Here is a 19126-nt window from a genome sequence, read left to right as displayed (position 1 = left end):
TTTTTATTTAAAGTGAGGAGGCCATTTAGAAAAAAATCGACCCTTTTGGATTAATTTTTTTAACAAGGAGAACAGGATCGATGTTAAAGACCAAAAATTATCAGACGAAAAATAAAGCACTGTTGTCATTAACCCCTATAGCACTGATGATAATAACGGGTGCAGCCCCTGCCGCCACGCAAATCGGCCAGGGAATTTATTATGATGAACAACAAATAGTTAAACTTGCACAAAAATATCCCAGCCGTGTTTCAAAAGATGCAGGCTATCCATTGATAGAGAACTACTCAACCCTAAAATCAGCTTTCCGCGGCAGTCAATTCAAGCTTGGCAATAAAGCCTTAACCAGCGGCATGTGGTGGACACCGCTTTTGGCCATTGATAAACCGGCTCGAGACGTCAAAGACAGTGACTATCTGTCCCCTTTATTGCTCCTGCCGAACCCATTGACCTTACGCGTCACAGAAGCAGGTATTGCCATGGGTATTCCATTGCAAAACCCTAAAGTCGATAATGCCCATGTAGACCGCGGCTATGATAATACACTCGATGTGGTGGTCACCTCTGGTGACCTAGCAGGCACTGCACCTTTGGTCGCCAATTATTCGGATTGGGTGGTACAAGTCGAGTGGGCGCGCAATAATGCTCCGCTCCTTGCTGCCACCTTGGCTGAAGGTTCGCCATTTGTATTCGTAGAGAAAAAAAACAATCAAGCCAATTCCTACCTGCAATTTAATAATTCACAAGATGCTAAATTAATCAGTCAGAAAGCAGGCTTGAGTTTGTTTAAAACCCGGAATGCATCTGATCAAAACTACCGCTACTATGCTTATTTTACCAATCCCGATGGCGCCACCAGTCCCTGGAAGACAAGCTCTGGAGCTGTCATTGTTCCTACCAGTCAAGGGGGCAGCGGCAACATCGTGCCAGGTACACAAATCAATATGAATGATGCCAACCGCTATTTTTCCGTAGCAATTATTCCGGCAACAAGCGATGCGGCGGCGCAAACACTGGCTGAACAAATGAAGCCGCATGCTTATACTTTCATCAGCAATACCGCCATTGACTATGAGTATGACCAGGCAAGCAATAAAGTCATCACCCATTTCAATTTTGCAACGCAAACCGTATACCCAAATGCTTCCTTGAAAAAACAACCTGTGGTCATGCTTTATCCATGGCAAATAAAAAACATGAGCAGTTCTGAAAAAGCCTCGTGTTTATTCCAGGAATGCACCGGTAACCAAGGCATCGTACAAACGCTCAAAGGCACCATGCATTTATATGCGGTTCCTGCGGCTGCGACTGATTCTTCTTCTTTTAAAACCGAAGTCCCTTTCCACGGCATATTGCCGGCCCTTCCTAACCGTCTGACGCAGGAAGAATTGGATAAACTCGGCAATTATACGTTTACCTTGCCAGCTAATCCGCATCTGGATGCGAAAAATCCATGGACGGATACCTATGCGACCGGAAAATTACTAAGCAGGCAAGCGCAATTGATCAAAATTGCCCACGTTTTAACGGGTTCTTCAGCTAATCCCAATGCTAAATATCAAAAAATCCGCGATGACATGTTGGCTGCTTTAAAAACACAAGTCACCAGTTTTCTTACGGGTTTAAATTACACCGATCCGTGCCCGCAAGGCACACCGGATTGTCAGCGGCCTGAGGGAAGCTGGTTTTATGCTTATAACAGTAAATGGCATACCATGATGGGATTCCCAAGCGGTTTCTTCACGGCCACCACGCTTACTGATCATGCTTTCCATTGGGGTTATCTCATTGATGCCGCTGCGACTATCGCGCAATTCGATAAAAATTGGGCGCAACAATATGGTGGATTGGTGAATTTAATCATCCGGGATGTGTTTAACTACAAATTTGGCCGGGACAGCGGCGAATCTACAAAATTTCCACATTTCCGCGGTTTTGACCCTTATGCCGGCTTATCTTCGGCTCTGGGAATGCCTTACAGCTTTGATAACGTCAATGAGGAAGACAGCGCTGAATTCATGAATTTGGCCCAAGCCATCATTTTATGGGGGCTTAACACCGAAGGAGTGAGTTTTGCAGGCGATGATACCTCTTCGCAAACCTTGGTGGAAACCGGATTGTATCTCTACACTACTGAAGAACAAGGCTTGCATCATTATCATTTTAATTTAAATCCCGATTCCGGCGTGTTCCCGAAAGGATGGTCAAATAGCAGTACCGGCCAGAATTATTTAATGGTTGGGAATGTATGGAATGGTAAACTGGACCGCTCGACCTATTTCTGCGCAGGACAACCTTGTTATTATCAAAATCTTGCCTCCAATACCCTGCCCGTCAGCGCCGGCTCCCTGTATCTTGGCTACAGCGCAAGCCTGGTAAACCGCATTTATAATGAAGATGCGAAAAATCCTTGTTCGGGCGATCCGGCAAATTCAGCCTACTGTGGTACGCTATTGAAATATTTGGCACTGGGCGATCCTGCCAAGGCATTGCAATATTATACCCGTTATTTTGATGAACAAGCTAATACCCCAGATCCGGGCGAATCCAAACCCAGCATTTATTACTGGATTCAAAACTTGAAAAATCTGGGCAATTTAAATAAAAACCTAACGGCTGATACCGTGGCTTATGCTTCTTTCATAAGCGGAGACAAAACATTTGTCACCGCTTATAACCATGAGCCCCGCGCTAAAACGGTGAATTTTTACAGGCAAGGAGTATTGGCTTGCTCTTTGGAAAATATAAATCCCGGCGAACTGAAGGGCAGTTTTTGCGGCAGCGAGCCACCCCCACCGCCGCCACCACCATCCACCCAATATTCCTACATGGTTTATCTCGGATATCCGTTTAAAGCGGTGTTAATCAATAACAGCATCACTTGCCCGGATCCGGTCACTAAAAATCCTGCTTGCCTTGTAAAAAATATTCCAGGCCCCTCCACCATGACCATCGCGGGTAGCAATAGTAATTTATGTACCTTGTCCATCAGCAAAGATGGTGCAGTAAACACGGTTGCCGATAAATCGAAAGGATGCTACATCAATTCGCAACCTGCAACCTCAGACAAGGCTGGCAGCATTAACTTGCCCGCTGGTTTTTAATTTTTAATACCCCCTTCGCAAAGGCGACATTAGGTCGCCTTTTTTTATGGATTGAAAATATATTGTTTCTTGCATAGAGTAGATGAGTTTAAATTAGAGAAAGGGATGCCATGATTAAAAAAATTATAAAAATAACTGCCATCACCTGGACCGCCGGCATGCTGTCTGTGCATGCCGCTAATCCAGATTCTTGTTCGATCGAAGTGGCGGTGGCAACTCCACCCGTGCAAGAGTACGAACACGTTGCGTTTAACGCAAGCAATGAGATCGGGGTCAATCGTGCCCTCACTTTAAGCGGCGGCAGTGCTCCTAAAACGATGGAAAAATTGCCCTGTTCAAACAGTCCATACATTATTTCAGCTACCCATTATGGATTTTTGGATAAACAGGCGAAAAATGCGGTTGGACAGTGCCAACTTAAAGCAGGAGCCATCGTGCTAAGCCATCTCAACAGCAGCGTCTCTGTGGTATTTCCAAATGATTTTGTTTGTTAACGACTATAGGTGCGTCACTTACCAGGAGATATTTTAGGAAGCGCCCGGATAAGCTTGGCTAATCCGGGCAAAGTGGAACTGGCGGTGGTTAATACCGGTAATGCTCCGGCTTATAAGGACCGTCTACCTGAACGCCTATGTAGTTTGCCTGCTCTTCACTTAAACGCGTAAGTTTGGCGCCTATCCGCTGCAAATGCAAGCGGGCCACTTTTTCATCCAGTTGCTTGGGTAAAACATACACTTGATTTTGATAGCGCTCACTGTGTAGGAATAATTCAATTTGCGCTAATACCTGATTGCTAAATGAAGTAGACATCACAAAGCTTGGGTGACCCATGGCGCATCCTAAATTGACCAAACGGCCTTCGGCAAGAATGATCAAGCGTTTGCCATTGGGGAAGATGACGTGATCAACTTGCGGTTTGATGTTTTCCCAAGTGTATTTCCGCAAGCTTTGCACATCGATTTCCGAATCGAAATGGCCAATATTGCATAAAATAGCCTGGTTTTTCATCCGCACCATGTGGTCATGAGCGACTACATGGTAATTACCTGTTGCAGTGACCACAATGTCGATTTGTTCCGCAACATCATCCAAAGTAACGACCCGGTAACCCTCCATGGAGGCTTGCAGGGCGCAAATAGGATCAATTTCAGCAATCCAAACGGTAGCGCCTTGTCCACGCAAAGCTTGGGCACAACCTTTGCCCACATCTCCATAACCTAAAATCAAAGCAACCTTGCCGGCAATCATTACATCAGTAGCACGTTTGATGCCGTCGAGCAGGGATTCACGACAACCATATAAATTATCGAACTTGGATTTAGTCACCGAATCATTGACATTGATGGCAGGGACTTTTAATTGCCCTTTTTTCGCCATTTCATACAGGCGAGCCACCCCTGTCGTCGTTTCTTCTGAAATGCCTTTAATCGCTTCCAGTAATTCAGGATATTTTTGATGTATGACTTGCGTCAAATCACCACCATCATCCAGCAACAAATTGGGGGTCCAGCCATCAGGGCCGCGTATGGTTTGTTCCACACACCACCAATATTCTTCCTCTGTTTCACCTTTCCAGGCAAAAACAGGCACCCCGGCGGCGGCAACAGCTGCGGCGGCGTGATTCTGGGTTGAGAAAATATTACAAGAAGACCAACGTACCTCTGCACCAAGAGCAATCAGGGTTTCAATGAGCACAGCTGTTTGGATAGTCATGTGTAAACAGCCGGCTATCCGTGCTCCTCGCAATGGCTGGCTTTTACCAAATTCCTCGCGTAAAGCCATTAAACCCGGCATCTCGGTTTCAGCAATGGCAATTTCTTTTCGGCCCCAGGCAGCCAGGGATAAATCGGCAACTTTATAATCATTATTTCGTATTGCTTCATTCATTAACATAACATTGTCCTCTAAAATAGGCTGGTGGCTTAAAGCCAAGAAAGAACAGCTTGCAACAGCAAGCTGTTCTTAAAGGGGAAAGACTTATAAAGCCTTTTGCAATTCTGCAACCTTATCCAAACGCTCCCATGGCAGATCATCACGACCATAGTGCCCGTAAGTAGCCGTTTGCTGATAAATAGGCCGTAATAATTGATGGTGATCGATAATTCCTTGCGGAGTCAGATCAAAGTGGGTGTTGATCAAATCAATGATGGTTGCTTCATCCAATTGCCCGGTACCGAATGTTTCCACATGGATGGAAGTAGGTTCGGCAACGCCAATCGCGTAAGACACCTGGATTTCACATTTTTCGGCAATTCCCGCCGCAACCAAATTTTTAGCCACGTGTCTTGCAGCATAGGCAGCAGAGCGATCAACCTTCGATGGGTCTTTACCGGAAAAACAACCGCCGCCATGGCGAGCCATACCGCCATAAGTATCTACAATAATTTTTCGTCCGGTCAAACCGCAGTCGCCTAATGGGCCGCCAATCACAAACCGGCCGGTAGGGTTGATAAAATAACGTGTTTGCGACGATAACCAGGCTGCAGGGATGACCGGTTTGATGATTTCTTCCCGAACTGCTTCAACCAAATCATGATAAGCGACGTCCGGTGAATGTTGGGTGGAGAAAACAATGGTGTTTACCGAAACAGGCTTGCCGTGTTCATAATTCAATGTGAGCTGGCATTTGGCGTCCGGTCTTAGCCAAGGTAAAATTTCCCGCTTGCGTAAATCAGCCTGGCGCTTCATCAAACGATGCGCATAAGCGATAGGAGCCGGCATGAACACATCCGTTTCTTTGCTGGCATAGCCAAACATCATTCCCTGATCCCCTGCCCCAAGTTGCCGGGTTTGCTGGTTATCGACACCCTGGGCAATGTCAGGAGATTGCTTGCCAATTGCTGATAACACGGCACACGATTCCCAATCAAATCCCATCGCCGAACTGTTATAGCCTATATCGCGTATGACTTTGCGCGTGATATCTTCCACGTCGACCCAGGCACTGGTGGTGATTTCCCCTCCCACCAGCACCATGCCTGTTTTTACAAATGTCTCGCAGGCAACACGCGCCCTGGGATCTTGTGCCAGAATGGCATCCAGAATGGCATCTGAAATTTGGTCTGCAATTTTATCCGGATGTCCTTCCGATACGGATTCAGAGGTAAAAACATAAGAAGATTTCACTGTACACACTCCTAAAAATTAATTCCTTGTCATAAGCTTGATAAAATGGTCAAAAATTACTTCAATGTCATGGGGTCCCGGACTGGCTTCAGGGTGCCCCTGAAAACCAAAAGCAGGCTTTTCACGGTGATGGATTCCCTGCAAGCTTTGGTCAAATAACGAGCGATGCGTCACTGCAAGACAAGCGGGCAAAGAAGTTTCATCGATGCTAAACCCATGATTTTGACTGGTGATAAACACACGTTGTTTTTCCACGTCAATGACGGGGTGATTCGCACCATGATGCCCAAATTTCATTTTTGCAGACTTTGCGCCACAAGCCAGCGCCAGGATTTGGAACCCTAAACAAATTCCAAAAATCGGAACATTGGCGTCTAAAAATTCTTTTGTGGCTTTTATGGCATAATCGCAAGCTTTCGGATCGCCCGGACCATTTGATAAAAATATACCATCCGGGTTCATGGCAAAAACCTCTGCCGCCGATGTTTGGGCTGGTACCAAGGTAATATGGCACCCAAGGTCATGAAGGATCCTAAGAATTGCATGTTTGACACCGAAGTCATAAGCAACGACATGAAAATGCAAAGGCCGGGAAGTTTTTGCCCATTCCCCACGCCCTTCATGCCACCGTTCTACGGTTTGCCTTGATACGACTTTGGCAAGATCTAAACCTTGTAAGCCATTAAAGGAACGCGCCGTTTGCAAAGCTTTTTCTACATTGGACGCATCCGTACTGATGCATCCATGCAAAGCCCCATGCTCACGCAAATGTAAGGTAAGTTGGCGGGTATCAACGCCGGCGATGGCGACAATACCATGCTTTTTCAACCAGTCAGGCAAGGATTGCTGTGCCCGATAATTGCTGGCATGCATGACACAATTACGCATGATAAGGCCGCTGGCCCAAACCCGCGACGATTCCATGTCTTCAAGATTACACCCTGTATTGCCCACATGCGCGGTCGTGAATGTAATAATTTGGCGTGCATAGGATGGGTCAGTTAATATTTCCTCATAACCCGTCATGGCTGTATTAAACACAAGTTCACCTACACATTCTCCGTAGGCGCCGACAGCAATTCCTTGAAAAATGGTTCCATCCGCAAGAGCTAATATGGCAGGTTTATGAATCATCAACAAATGCTCGTTTGATTAATACCTAGGAAAAAAACGCCTTATTGTAGCCTACTCTTCCACCAGATTAAAAGAAGACGTCTCTATAAGCTTTATTTAAGTAAAAATATACACTATCTGTAAATTTTAAATACGTTATGTTAAAATTATATAAATACCTACTCGCAGGTTATTGTTCATGGGCTCAACCTATGCAAAAACATTGTACAATTTAGGGAAAAGTGCACGCAGTGTCTTTGCAGAAAAAAAATTGAAACCAATGACAACGCCCGCACACCATCAAAAATTTCTTGGCGAACTGGATGCTTTACTGAACCAAATGACGGCAAATAACCTGCCTGAATTTACCCACTGGCGCGCCTCTTATCAAAAAATTTTTTTCAATTTATTAACTTCTTCATCCAGAACTCGCCAAGAGTTAGAAGAGCATCGGACTGTTTTAGCTTATCTTGAAAAAAACCTTGTTGAAGCAAAAAACGTACATAACGGCACGGATTTTTATCTGCTGCTAGATGCATTAAAAATAGGCATCAAAATAAAAACAGGAGTGCGTGTAGAAGCAAAAGAAATAAATTTTTTAAATCAATTAGCCACCCTGAGCCGTTATCGCGCCATGGGCATCTTAAGTTTGTTACCCTTGCTTTCCAAGCAACAAATTTCGCAAATTTTAGAAGAATTTATCCATGATCCACAACCTTCCCTGCATGATAAGCAAGCTATGTGGTATTTATTACTTCCTTATCTTGAGAAACATCACGCCGCCAAGGTTTTAACTACTGTAAGTAATAAATTGCAAAGCCATGACCTAGAGCAACAAAAAACTGCTTTGCAAGAATTAATTATTCTTACCGTGCAAAGACCAGATTTATTTGACTATAAAACAGTGCTGGCAAGCCTCACCAAATTGATACAACGCAATACTGGCATTTCTAACACAGCCAAAACAACCTTAGCCGTCTTCACAGAAAAATGTGCGACTTTTTTTAATAAAACAGACATCACCCTTCTCTTGCGCGATTTGCATCATGACTATGCATCCCAACGTGCGATTGCTTTCGATATTTTACGTATTCTTGCCAATAAACGCACCGATTTATTCGAGCAAGTGGATGTGGAATTTTTAATTAATAAACTTAAAACCCGTGTTTTAAATTTTTTTACACCCTGGTTTGCACGGGAATCTTCCTTAAAAGCATTGGGATTAATTGCCGAAAAAAACTCCCATTTATTCACAGAAGAAGATTTAGAAACGATCACCAATTGCTTAAGCGATGGCGACGAAGTCGTCCGCCTGGCTGCATTTGATGCATACCGCATCCTGGTTGAAAAAAGGCCGGAATTATTAAAAGAAAAATCGCAGCAGCAGATTTTGGAAGATAAATTTGATTATTCAATCAAAGCCATGTTTCTGCCCTGGTACACTCGCGAAGCCGGTTTGAAAGAATTATATGTCCTTGCATACAATCAGGCGGAAATTTTTGAAAAAAAGCATATACCCATAGTGATAAATAAGTTTATTTCCCATAAAAACGGCGAAGGAGGCAGGCAAGTTGCCCGGCAAACCATAGCAGTCCTTGCCGAAAAACGCCCTGCCTTGTTCACCCGCGAACACATGGAAACCATATTAAAACAGTTAAGCCCACACGATGAACGGCATATTCTCAAAGCAGATAAAAAACTTTTAAATGTATTGACCAGACAAAGACCGGATTTGTTTTTGCCTTTGTACACCGACGTACAAGATACACTAAAGAAATTGTGCGATGAACGCTGGTATGTACGCAAAGCAGCATTACATGCCTTGCGTTCGGCACCGCTTGCATGCCCGGATTTGTTAAGTAAAGACTTACTAAGCGAGGTATGTAAGACACTGGTAGACACGAATCAGTATGTACGTAAAACCGCAGAGGAAGTCATCCATTGTTGGCTAGGAGAAATTAATGATTTAAATTTGCTGCCCCATCTCATACCACATCTGCATGCCGCCTGGGCAAATGATCGCAAGAATGTATTACACAACTTATTATTAATTTCCCAATATCATCCGGCGCAGTTTTCAGAAGATTCTTTTAAGCTCGTCCTCATGCAACTGCCCGACAAGAATAACGAAGTTGGGAAAGCAGCGGAGCGCATTGTAAGGGAACTATCCGTTAGCCGGCCCGATTTATTTAATTTAACTTGTTGCAACCTTCTTATAAAAACCCTTGCCTCGCAGCAGCATGCACAGAACCAAGCACTGCAAAATCATTTGCTTGAGGTTCTGCCCTTGTTTCTTGAAAGAAATACAGATTTTATTCAAGATGATTTTCTTGAAAAAATTAAATTGTCACAATTTTTTGAACATTCCCCGATGCCTGCAGTCAATAAGATTTTAAGCTTAATTGTCGCCAAAAAACCTGAGCTTTTACTCGCTAAACCAAACCATATTCAGAGTGCTTTGTTTTATATCATGGCTAAAGAAAAACCGGTATGTAAAATGGGTTTAAAATTGCTGGAAATAGCCAGTTTACAAGTGAATTTCGGTGCCATTACTGCAGAGCAAATCCAGTTGGTGGCAAAATTTCTTAACGATGCAGATGCAAGCATGCGGGAACTTGCCTTGCATGCATTGCTCACTTTCACGGAAAAACATGCCAGTGCATTTTCTCCTGCAATGATTAAATTGCTTCTGCAAATATTAGATCAGCAAGCGGAGCCGAAATTATTAAACAATGTTTCAAGCCTGTTAAATAAACTTGCAAACATATGCCCTGAACTATTTACTGCAGAAATCATACAATTAATCCATGAAAAACATAATAATGGCGAAAATAATTTACAAAACGCATTAAGCACTTTGCTTGCCCACCTCATCCATAAGGGGCAGTTTTTGACAAAGGGATTATTGCAATTAAATCAGGAAGATGGGCAAAAACACTTCCCCAGTCAAGTACAGCGCCCAAGCCACCATAAAATGGAATCCAGGCATCCATACAAAACATGGAGTAATGCAGGGGATACTTTTTTTACAATCCCCGCGGAACAGGAAGCTGGGGTGAAAGAAAAAGAAGAACCCAAAGCAGAGGAAAGCCAGCAAAAAGAACTCATACGTTCCCTACATTAATCCTTTTTGCCGAATGCTCTAGGGTTTTCAAACAGGCTTAAAATTTCATGTCTTCAAAAAATTTTTTAACACCGTCAAACCAGGAAGAAGAACGCGGGGAATGTTTTCCTTTTTCCAGAGATTGCTCAAGTTGCGTTAATAAATCTTTTTGTTCCCGTGATAAATTAACGGGAGTTTCTACCACCACTTTGCAAATTAAATCACCCGGTGCATAACCACGTACGGATTTAATGCCTTTACCACGTAAACGAAAGGCTTTTCCGGTTTGCGTTTCCGCCGGTATCTTTAAAGTTACACGGCCTTCCAGGGTTGGGACTTCTATGTTTCCGCCCAATGCCGCTGTGACAAAGCTTATGGGAACTTCACAATGCAGGTCGCTGTCATGGCGTTCAAAAATAGCATGGGGTTTTATATTAATTTGTACATATAAATCGCCCGCAGGTCCGCCGTGAATTCCAGCCTCACCTTCATTGCTTAAGCGCACGCGATCGCCGCTGTCTACGCCAGCCGGAATTTTAACCGTTAATGTTTTGCTTTCGCGCACGCGACCCTGGCCATGGCAGTCGGGGCAGGGATCAACGATGACTTTGCCTTCACCATGACAACTTGGGCAAGTTTGCTGAATTGAAAAAAATCCTTGCTGAATGCGTACTTGTCCGATGCCATTACACGTTTCACAAGTTTTTGGGGTAGTACCCTTTTTCGCGCCAGAACCGGCACAGGTTTTGCAATTGGTGTGTCTAGGTACCGTAATTTCAACCTGTTTCCCGGCTGCGGCTTCTTCCAGGCTCAATTGGATATTAAACTGCAGATCAGCGCCGCGTTGGCTGCGGGAATGCTGCCTGCGCCCGCCTGAGAAAATATTCTCGAAAATATCTTCAAAGACATCACCAAAACCACCGCCAAATCCCCCGAAACCGCCTTGTCCGCCCATGTCGACACCGGCATGGCCAAATTGATCGTACGCCGCTCGTTTTTGCGGATCGGACAATACAGCATAAGCTTTTTGTATTTCTTTAAATTTTTCCTCAGCCGCCTTATCGTTTTGGTTGCGATCAGGATGATGCTTCATCGCCAATTTACGATAAGCTTTTTTTATTTCGGCCTCATCCGCATTACGACTTACGCCGAGAAGTTCATAATAATCCTGCTGTTGCATGAAATGCTCACACTGCTTAATTGAAAGATATTTGTAAATTATACTTGATGTTTCACAATTTGTTCAATAAAAAAACAAAACTTGTACATGAAGCGATGTCCAATTCAGTTAGGCTCTGCACTAACCGGCTACAAATTAATAACCTGGCTATCCGCAAAGTGGATAGCCAGGCAAAGTTTATTATTTTTTATCGTCGTTTACTTCTTCGAACTCAGCATCAACCACGCTTTCGTCCTTGCTCGCCTCTTCGGGTTTTGCTTGCGCTGCTTGCTCTTGACCTTCTGCAGCTTTTTTCGCATAAACGCGTTCGGCCATTTTTGAAGATTCGTTGGTTAGCACTTTTAACTTGTCTTCAATTTGCGCTTTATCATTGCCCTGCAATGCTTCTTTAAGCTCGGCAATCGCGGTTTCGATGTTTTTCTTCTCATCATCAGACAATTCATTGGCCAAATCCTGCAATGATTTTTCACTGCTGTGAATCAAACCGTCTGCCTGGTTGCGCAGTTCGACCAATTCCTTGAATTTTTTATCTTCTTCAGCGTGAGCTTGGGCATCTTTTACCATCGCTTCAACTTCTGCATCACTCAAGCCACTGGACGCTTTAATCACGATGGATTGCGCCTTGCCGGTAGCCTTGTCTTTGGCCGATACATTTAAAATACCATTGGCATCAATGTCGAAGGTTACTTCAATTTGTGGCACACCGCGAGGAGCAGACGGAATGTCGCTTAAGTCAAAACGGCCTAAAGACTTGTTGGCAGAAGCTTGTTCACGCTCCCCCTGCAGTACATGTACGGTCACCGCCGTCTGATTGTCGTCTGCCGTTGAAAACACCTGGGTAGCCTTGGTTGGGATGGTGGTATTCTTTTCAATCAGCTTGGTCATTACACCGCCCAATGTTTCAATTCCCAAGGAAAGCGGGGTCACATCCAATAACAAAATATCTTTTACTTCACCAGACAATACTGCCGCTTGAATAGCAGCGCCCACCGCTACGGCTTCGTCCGGGTTAACATCTTTACGTGGCTCTTTGCCGAAGAAATCTTGTACTGTTTTTTGCACCAATGGCATACGGGTCTGGCCACCGACTAAAATTACTTCGCTGACTTGTCCTACTGATATTCCCGCATCTTTTAATGCCGTTTTGCAAGGCTCAATGGTACGCTCGACCAACTTTTCAACCAGCGATTCCAATTTGGCGCGGGTTAACTTGATATTCAAGTGTTTTGGTCCGGAGGCATCGGCAGTAATGTAAGGTAAATTCACATCGGTTTGCTGCGCGGAAGATAATTCAATTTTTGCTTTCTCTGCCGCTTCTTTGAGGCGTTGCAAGGCCAATGGATCATTATGCAAATCGATGCCGGTATCTTTCTTGAATTCAGCCGCCAGATATTCAATCAAAGCCAGATCAAAATCTTCACCGCCCAGGAAAGTATCACCGTTTGTAGCCAATACTTCAAATTGATGCTCGCCATCGACTTCAGCAATCTCAATGATGGAAATATCAAACGTACCACCGCCTAAATCGTATACGGCAATAATAGAATCGCCGCGCTTTTTATCCATACCATAAGCTAAAGCTGCTGCAGTTGGCTCGTTGATGATACGCTTGACTTCAAGTCCGGCAATACGGCCAGCATCTTTAGTTGCCTGGCGTTGGGAATCATTAAAATAAGCAGGCACGGTGATGACTGCTTCGGTCACTTCCTCACCAAGATAATCTTCCGCAGTTTTTTTCATCTTACGTAAAACTTCAGCGGAAATTTGCGGTGGCGCCTTATCTTGCCCTTTAACTTGCACCCACGCATCGCCGTTGGACGCTTTAACAATCTTGTAAGGCACCATTTTAATGTCTTTTTGCACGATAGGATCGTCAAAACGGCGACCAATCAAACGCTTGATTGCATATAAGGTGTTATCCGGATTGGTAACTGCCTGGCGTTTGGCAGCCTGACCAACCAGCACTTCATTATCATTGGTGTACGCGACAATGGAAGGCGTGGTACGCATGCCTTCACTGTTTTCAATCACGCGGGGTTTGTTGCCTTCCATCACGGCAACGCAAGAATTCGTTGTTCCCAAGTCGATTCCGATAATTTTTGCCATTTTTATTCGTGCTCCAATCTGTTGTTAGCCATTAACGATTTTATATGGGGGTGCAAATTATTAATTTCAAGCCAAATTTACTCTTTTTTATCCTTTTGCCACAATGACACGTGCAGGCCGGATAACCCGATCATTTAACTTGTATCCTTTTTGAAATACAGTAAGAACTGTATTAGCCGCAACATCAGGAGCTTCCTGCATGGCCATGGCTTCATGCAGTTGCGGGTCAAAAGGCAATCCTTCCGGATTAATTTCTTCCACGCCATGTTTCTTTAAAACATCCAAGAACAGCTTCATGGTCAATTGCAACCCCTCCAACATGGCTTTATCCTGCTCGGCCAGTTGCAAGGCTTGTCCAAGGCTGTCTAGAACAGGCAAGAGTGAGGAAATAAATTTCTCAAGACCATAGCGATGCGCATTTTCAACGTCACGCTGAGCGCGGCGTTGAATGTTATCCAATTCCGCCATGGCGCGTACCGATTTTTCCCAGTTTTCATGGGCTTGCTTTTCAGCCAAAGTTAATTTTTCTTCAAGCTCTTGATAGGAAGGATGTTCCAAACTTCCTGCCTCCGCCTTGGAAGCTACCTCTGCACTTTCATCCTCTGCCAGCAAATCATTTTCTTCGCGTAAATCTTCGCGAATCTTTTCCCAATCTTTCGTCGTTTTCTTACTCATGAACCTACTCCCAAATAAATTGATGATATAAATAGGGGCTAATCCCTAAAAATCAAGTAAAATAAATAAATTGTAAGCTACACACGCCATCCTGCAACTTTATTACGTAATTTTTATTGCAGGGTCTGTTCATTCATTGCATACTTTGGATTTTTATAGAAACAAGGTTTTTTTCATGCGTGCATGGTCGCCTACCTCCTGGCTGAATTATTCTTACGAGCAAGCAGCTCACTACCCGGATGAAGCCCAGCTGTTGAAGATCGTTGATCAATTAAGCCAACTTCCCCCCCTGGTAAGCAGTGGAGAAATCAAACACTTAAAAAATGCTATTGCCCGCGCCGGACGTGGCGATGCGTTTATTTTACAAGGTGGTGATTGTGCCGAGTCATTTCATGACTGCCGTTCAGAAATCATTAAGAACAAGCTGAAAATATTGCTGCAGATGAGTTTAATCCTCATTTATGGCATGCGAAAACCCATCGTGCGCATAGGCCGTATTGCCGGACAATATGCAAAACCGCGCTCATCCGATTACGAAACCATCAATGGGATAACCCTCCCCAGCTATCGGGGTGATTTGGTAAATTCTCCTGAATTTAATAAAGAAGCGCGTACACCCAACCCCAAATTAATGCTGCAAGGTTACAGCTGCGCTGCCATGACTTTAAATTTCATCCGCGCCCTATTGGCTGGCGGATTTGCAAACCTGCATCATCCACAACGCTGGGATTTAGGGTTCGTCGAACATTCAGCCCAGGCAGAAGAATATCATGCAATTGTGCACTCCATTGCAAACTCTTTGGACTTTTTGGAATCAATAGACGGCTTACGAAACAGCAGCCTCAACAAAGTTGATTTCTACACGTCGCATGAAGCGCTCAATTTACACTATGAACAGGCGCTGACCCGCAAGGTGCATAATAAAGACTGGTTTAATCTGTCCACTCACCTTCCCTGGATTGGCATGCGCACAGCAAAACCGGGCAGCGCGCACTTGGAATTTTTACGCGGCATACAAAATCCAGTCGGTGTTAAAATTGGCCCAAGCGCCACTCCGGAATGGATTGAAGAAATCCTTGCAACTTTAAACCCGGAACGGGAAGAAGGCCGGTTGCTGTTGATTACGCGCTTGGGAGCTAAAGACATTGCAAGATATCTTCCGCCACTTATTGAAACCGTTCGGGCAACCAAAATACCGGTTACCTGGTCTTGCGATCCCATGCATGGCAATACGGAAACGACTGAAGATGGCATTAAAACTCGTCATTTCGATAATATTTTAAGCGAATTGCAACAAGCATTGACTATCCATCAAGAAATGGGCGGTTACTTGGGCGGAGTACATTTTGAATTAACAGGTGAAAATGTTACCGAATGCATCGGTGGGGCACGCGGCTTGGCAGCGGATGATTTAAAAGAAGATTACCGCAGCCTGGTGGATCCAAGATTAAATTACGAACAATCATTGGAAATGGCAATCCAGTTAAGCCGCCAGTTTAATATTGCTTAAGCTGAAGATGCCTAAACTGCGTGCTTTAATTAAAGCACGTTGACTTTAATTTGAACTTATTTTACAATCCATGTTCTTTTAGAACAAACTATAAAGAGTTCACCATGATTTCTTCCCTAAATTTATTTAGAGACTTGCATTACACATTCTGGAGTCCTGTAACAGGACCCGCAGATATCTTTTTTAACATGGCAAGCCCTGTTATTTTTCCGGTTAAATATGCCGTGTTTACTGCTCAGTATTTATCTGCAGCAATCAATATGTTTGCAGTCAGTTTACTTACTTTGTTTAAAAGCGTCGAGCTTGCTCTAAGCGGTAGAACTGAATTACATCCATCCGAAGACATGTATGACCTGGATGATTATGAAGAATTAACTGCCAAAGATTACTTGCAATCGGCAGGCCATACCCTCTTAAAGGGAGTACTTAATATGGGGATGGCTCTATTAAGCGCTATCCTCGCTTTGTGTGGTCCCGTATTGGGTCTCGTGGCGCCTGTTACGCGGACTGTAAAATCCATTGTGGATCTGGCAACAGAAGGTGCCAGCTCGCAAGCGGATGAGTCACCTACATTCCGCTAACCACATCATCATTGCACATCCGATTTGCCTGATGGCACATCGGATGCCTGTCCAATCGCTCACCTAACCAGACTACAAACTGCATTGATTTAGTCACTATCCTGGATTAAATATATTGGCGCAGAAATTCAGGGATCCGCTTTTCTAACCAATAAACTGGATTTCCTGGCATTGCACCGGCGATGAAGCCTACATGGCCCCCTTTTTCACTTAATTCCAGCGTGACGGCTTTAGAAAGCTCACTGGACGCAGGTAATACTTCCGGCGACATGAATGGATCATCCAGGGCGTGAACGATTAAAGTCGGTGTGGTAATTTTATGCAAATATTGCCGCGAACTGGCGATGCGATAATAATCATGCACATTGGCAAATCCATGCAAGGGCGCGGTGATTTGATCATCAAATGTCCAAAAGCAATGGCATGCTTGTAAATTGTTAAACGCCTCCGGCAAATTTCTTGCATCATCCTGCATTTTACGTGCGAATATCTGGCGCATTTGCCGCAAAAGATAGGCTTGATAAATGCGGGCAAGACCTTGATTCATGCGATCAGCCGCCACTCGCAGCTGAAACGGCACAGACACTGCCACTCCCGCGCATACGAGAGAATGAAAACCCGATTCTCCCAGCCATTTCAATAACACATTTCCACCCAGGGAAACCCCAACAATCGCTTTTTTGCTATGCGGCTCACGGTCGGTCAGAAGCTTTAAAAAATAAGCCACATCTTCCGTATCCCCTGAATGATAGGCACGCGGCAAGCGGTTAGGCTCACTGCCCGCACCGCGAAAATGCATGAGTACTGCCCGCCAGCCACACTGATTGAACGTTGCAAGAAGGCCGCCAGCATAAGCAGAATTTAAGCCTCCACCCAATCCGTGCAGCAAAATAACTAAAGGCGCATCCTGGGTTAATTCAGCATCAGCCCAGGCTAAATCCAAAAAATCACCATCAGGTAGTTCAATTTGTTCCCGGCGCAACTTTGGGACTTGCCTACGCCGCAAAAGCGTCGGATAAATCGTTTGTAAATGTGGGTTGGCAAGCCACCACGCTGGCTTGAAGGTGCTTTTAATGATCATAATGTATGAAATTGCGGACTAAACTCATGGACGGCCTGAATCATAACCGTTACGTGCTCCGGCGGTATGTCAGGAGTAATGCCATGGCCTAAATTAAATATATGGCCTGAACCGTTGCCATAAGACTTCAAAATCTGCTGCACTTGCCTGCGGATGCATTCCGGTGAAGTCCGCAATACGGCAGGGTCAAGATTTCCTTGTAAAGCGACTCGATCACCGACTTGCCTGCGGGCGACGCCTAAGTCACAAGTCCAGTCAATCCCCAGCGCATCACAGCCGGTTGCAGCCATTTGCCGTAACCATAATCCCCCACCCTTGGTAAATAAAATGATCGGAATGTGTGGGTAGCGGCTTTTCAATGAGCATACGATTTTTTCCATATAAGCTAAGGAAAATTCCTGATAATTGGCAGGAGTCAAAATCCCCCCCCACGTATCAAATAGCATCAAGGCATTCACACCGGCATCAACTTGAGCCGCCAAATAGCTAAGTACCGCTTCGCTTAATTTATTTAGTAATTGATGCATAACTCCTGGCTGCATATACAGTAACTGCAATATGTTTTTAAAATCGCGGCTGCTTTGCCCTTCTACCATATAACAAGAAAGCGTCCAGGGGCTTCCTGCAAACCCGATGAGAGGAAGTCCTTGCGGCATTTCACTGCGGATGCGTTGGACCGCTTCCATTACATAAGCTAAATCACCGAGTGGATTTGGTACTGGTAATTTAGCAACCGCTGCTGCATCTCGTACCGGGCGTTTAAAACATGGCCCTTCACCTTCAGCAAAATAAAGCCCTAAATCCATTGCATCCGGGATGGTCAAAATATCGGAAAATAAAATAGCGGCATCCAGGGCGTAACGGCGAAGCGGTTGCAATGTCACTTCGCAAGCCAGTTTGGGATTTTTACACAAACTCAAAAAATCACCGGCTTCGGCGCGAACTTGTCTGTATTCAGGCAGATAACGTCCAGCCTGGCGCATCATCCATACCGGCGTGCGTTCCACCGGTTTTTTCATCATGCTCTTCATGAATAATGATTCTGTTACTGCAGCCATAAATACCTTTCTTATTAATAAGATTTAATTTTAACACGAAAAGGGCCGAGAAGTATTTGCTGGTTGCCATAGCTTATCAGGCGTCTTTCTCTTCTACTTATTTTAAATTCGATGTACCCTGTACCCAGGTTAATTTATACAAACGCTTATGGATAAATTAGATATTACTGGTTTGGCTGTCGCGACAAAAATTGGTATTCATCCTTGGGAACAGCAAATTTTGCAACGTTTGTTAATAGACATCAGCATCCCGGTAGACATCAGCAATTGCCGCAATGAACTGGCTAATACCATTGATTATGATCAAGTTTGCCAGCAAGTCACGGATTATCTTAAAAGCAAACCATTTTCCTTAATTGAAACCGTTGCGGAAGAAATTGCTCAATTAATCAAACAAGAATTTTATGTTTCCCAGCTAACCGTGCGCGTCAGCAAACCCCATGCGATAAAAAATGCAGCCAATGTAAGCGTTACCATTCACCGCTAGCT

At 44.4% G+C, this 19126-nt stretch carries 14 protein-coding genes; 6 read left to right on the top strand and 8 right to left on the bottom strand.

The annotated features are described in order from the left end of the window. Window positions 1-80 precede the first annotated feature (80 nt). Together ELY11_RS01775 and ELY11_RS01770 are read left to right on the top strand one after the other, a co-directional pair. On the top strand, window positions 81-3104 hold the full coding sequence (locus tag ELY11_RS01775) for a glycosyl hydrolase (protein WP_127032401.1): 3024 nt from the start codon (window positions 81-83) through the stop codon (window positions 3102-3104). 110 nt (window positions 3105-3214) lie between these two features. After that, window positions 3215-3598 (top strand): hypothetical protein, encoded by a 384-nt coding sequence (locus tag ELY11_RS01770; protein ID WP_126953844.1) that lies wholly within the window; start codon window positions 3215-3217, stop codon window positions 3596-3598. Window positions 3599-3686: 88 nt separating this feature from the next. Here the strand turns inward: ELY11_RS01770 and ahcY are convergent, their stop codons facing one another. The 3 genes from ahcY to carA form a co-directional block, all read right to left on the bottom strand. Further along, window positions 3687-4997, bottom strand: a complete 1311-nt coding sequence (ahcY, locus tag ELY11_RS01765) for an adenosylhomocysteinase (protein ID WP_127032400.1) — start codon at window positions 4995-4997, stop codon at window positions 3687-3689. 84 nt (window positions 4998-5081) lie between these two features. Then, complete coding sequence (gene metK, locus ELY11_RS01760) at window positions 5082-6230, bottom strand: methionine adenosyltransferase (RefSeq protein WP_126953846.1); 1149 nt, start codon at window positions 6228-6230, stop codon at window positions 5082-5084. 18 nt (window positions 6231-6248) lie between these two features. Then, window positions 6249-7364: a glutamine-hydrolyzing carbamoyl-phosphate synthase small subunit gene (carA, locus tag ELY11_RS01755; protein WP_127032399.1), complete on the bottom strand. Its 1116-nt coding sequence runs from the start codon at window positions 7362-7364 to the stop codon at window positions 6249-6251. 178 nt (window positions 7365-7542) lie between these two features. Between carA and ELY11_RS01750 the strand changes: the two genes are divergently transcribed. Then, window positions 7543-10467, top strand: coding sequence for a HEAT repeat domain-containing protein (locus ELY11_RS01750; RefSeq protein WP_127032398.1), 2925 nt, complete (start codon window positions 7543-7545; stop codon window positions 10465-10467). A 37-nt stretch (window positions 10468-10504) separates the two neighbouring features. On the opposite strand, the gene dnaJ is transcribed toward ELY11_RS01750, so the two are convergent. From dnaJ to grpE, 3 genes are all read right to left on the bottom strand, one after another. Next, window positions 10505-11626, bottom strand: a complete 1122-nt coding sequence (gene dnaJ / locus ELY11_RS01745; protein WP_126953849.1) for a molecular chaperone DnaJ — start codon at window positions 11624-11626, stop codon at window positions 10505-10507. Window positions 11627-11806: 180 nt separating this feature from the next. Next, window positions 11807-13732, bottom strand: coding sequence for a molecular chaperone DnaK (gene dnaK / locus ELY11_RS01740; protein WP_126953850.1), 1926 nt, complete (start codon window positions 13730-13732; stop codon window positions 11807-11809). An 87-nt stretch (window positions 13733-13819) separates the two neighbouring features. Continuing rightward, window positions 13820-14407, bottom strand: coding sequence for a nucleotide exchange factor GrpE (grpE, locus tag ELY11_RS01735; protein WP_126953851.1), 588 nt, complete (start codon window positions 14405-14407; stop codon window positions 13820-13822). Window positions 14408-14582: 175 nt separating this feature from the next. Between grpE and ELY11_RS01730 the strand changes: the two genes are divergently transcribed. Together ELY11_RS01730 and ELY11_RS01725 are read left to right on the top strand one after the other, a co-directional pair. Continuing rightward, the gene (locus tag ELY11_RS01730) at window positions 14583-15917 is read left to right on the top strand and encodes a 3-deoxy-7-phosphoheptulonate synthase class II (RefSeq protein ID WP_126953852.1); all 1335 of its coding nucleotides are present in this window, start codon (window positions 14583-14585) and stop codon (window positions 15915-15917) included. Between the two features lie 104 nt (window positions 15918-16021). Next, window positions 16022-16498: a hypothetical protein gene (locus tag ELY11_RS01725; protein WP_127032397.1), complete on the top strand. Its 477-nt coding sequence runs from the start codon at window positions 16022-16024 to the stop codon at window positions 16496-16498. A gap of 106 nt (window positions 16499-16604) precedes the next feature. Here the strand turns inward: ELY11_RS01725 and ELY11_RS01720 are convergent, their stop codons facing one another. Together ELY11_RS01720 and hemE are read right to left on the bottom strand one after the other, a co-directional pair. Continuing rightward, complete coding sequence (locus tag ELY11_RS01720; protein ID WP_127032396.1) at window positions 16605-17579, bottom strand: hydrolase; 975 nt, start codon at window positions 17577-17579, stop codon at window positions 16605-16607. Beyond that, window positions 17576-18637 (bottom strand): uroporphyrinogen decarboxylase, encoded by a 1062-nt coding sequence (gene hemE / locus ELY11_RS01715; RefSeq protein ID WP_127032395.1) that lies wholly within the window; start codon window positions 18635-18637, stop codon window positions 17576-17578. Before hemE ends, ELY11_RS01720 begins: the two co-directional genes overlap by 4 nt. Window positions 18638-18785: 148 nt before the next feature. Here hemE and folB point away from each other — a divergent pair, with 148 nt between their 5' ends. Continuing rightward, the gene (gene folB, locus ELY11_RS01710) at window positions 18786-19124 is read left to right on the top strand and encodes a dihydroneopterin aldolase (protein ID WP_126953856.1); all 339 of its coding nucleotides are present in this window, start codon (window positions 18786-18788) and stop codon (window positions 19122-19124) included. Window positions 19125-19126: the final 2 nt, after the last annotated feature.

It is taken from the genome of Legionella septentrionalis (assembly GCF_003989745.1).
Lineage (GTDB): Bacteria > Pseudomonadota > Gammaproteobacteria > Legionellales > Legionellaceae > Legionella_A > Legionella_A septentrionalis.
Note: the sequence above shows the minus strand (reverse complement) of the source record. Positions and strands in the feature narration are given on the sequence as shown.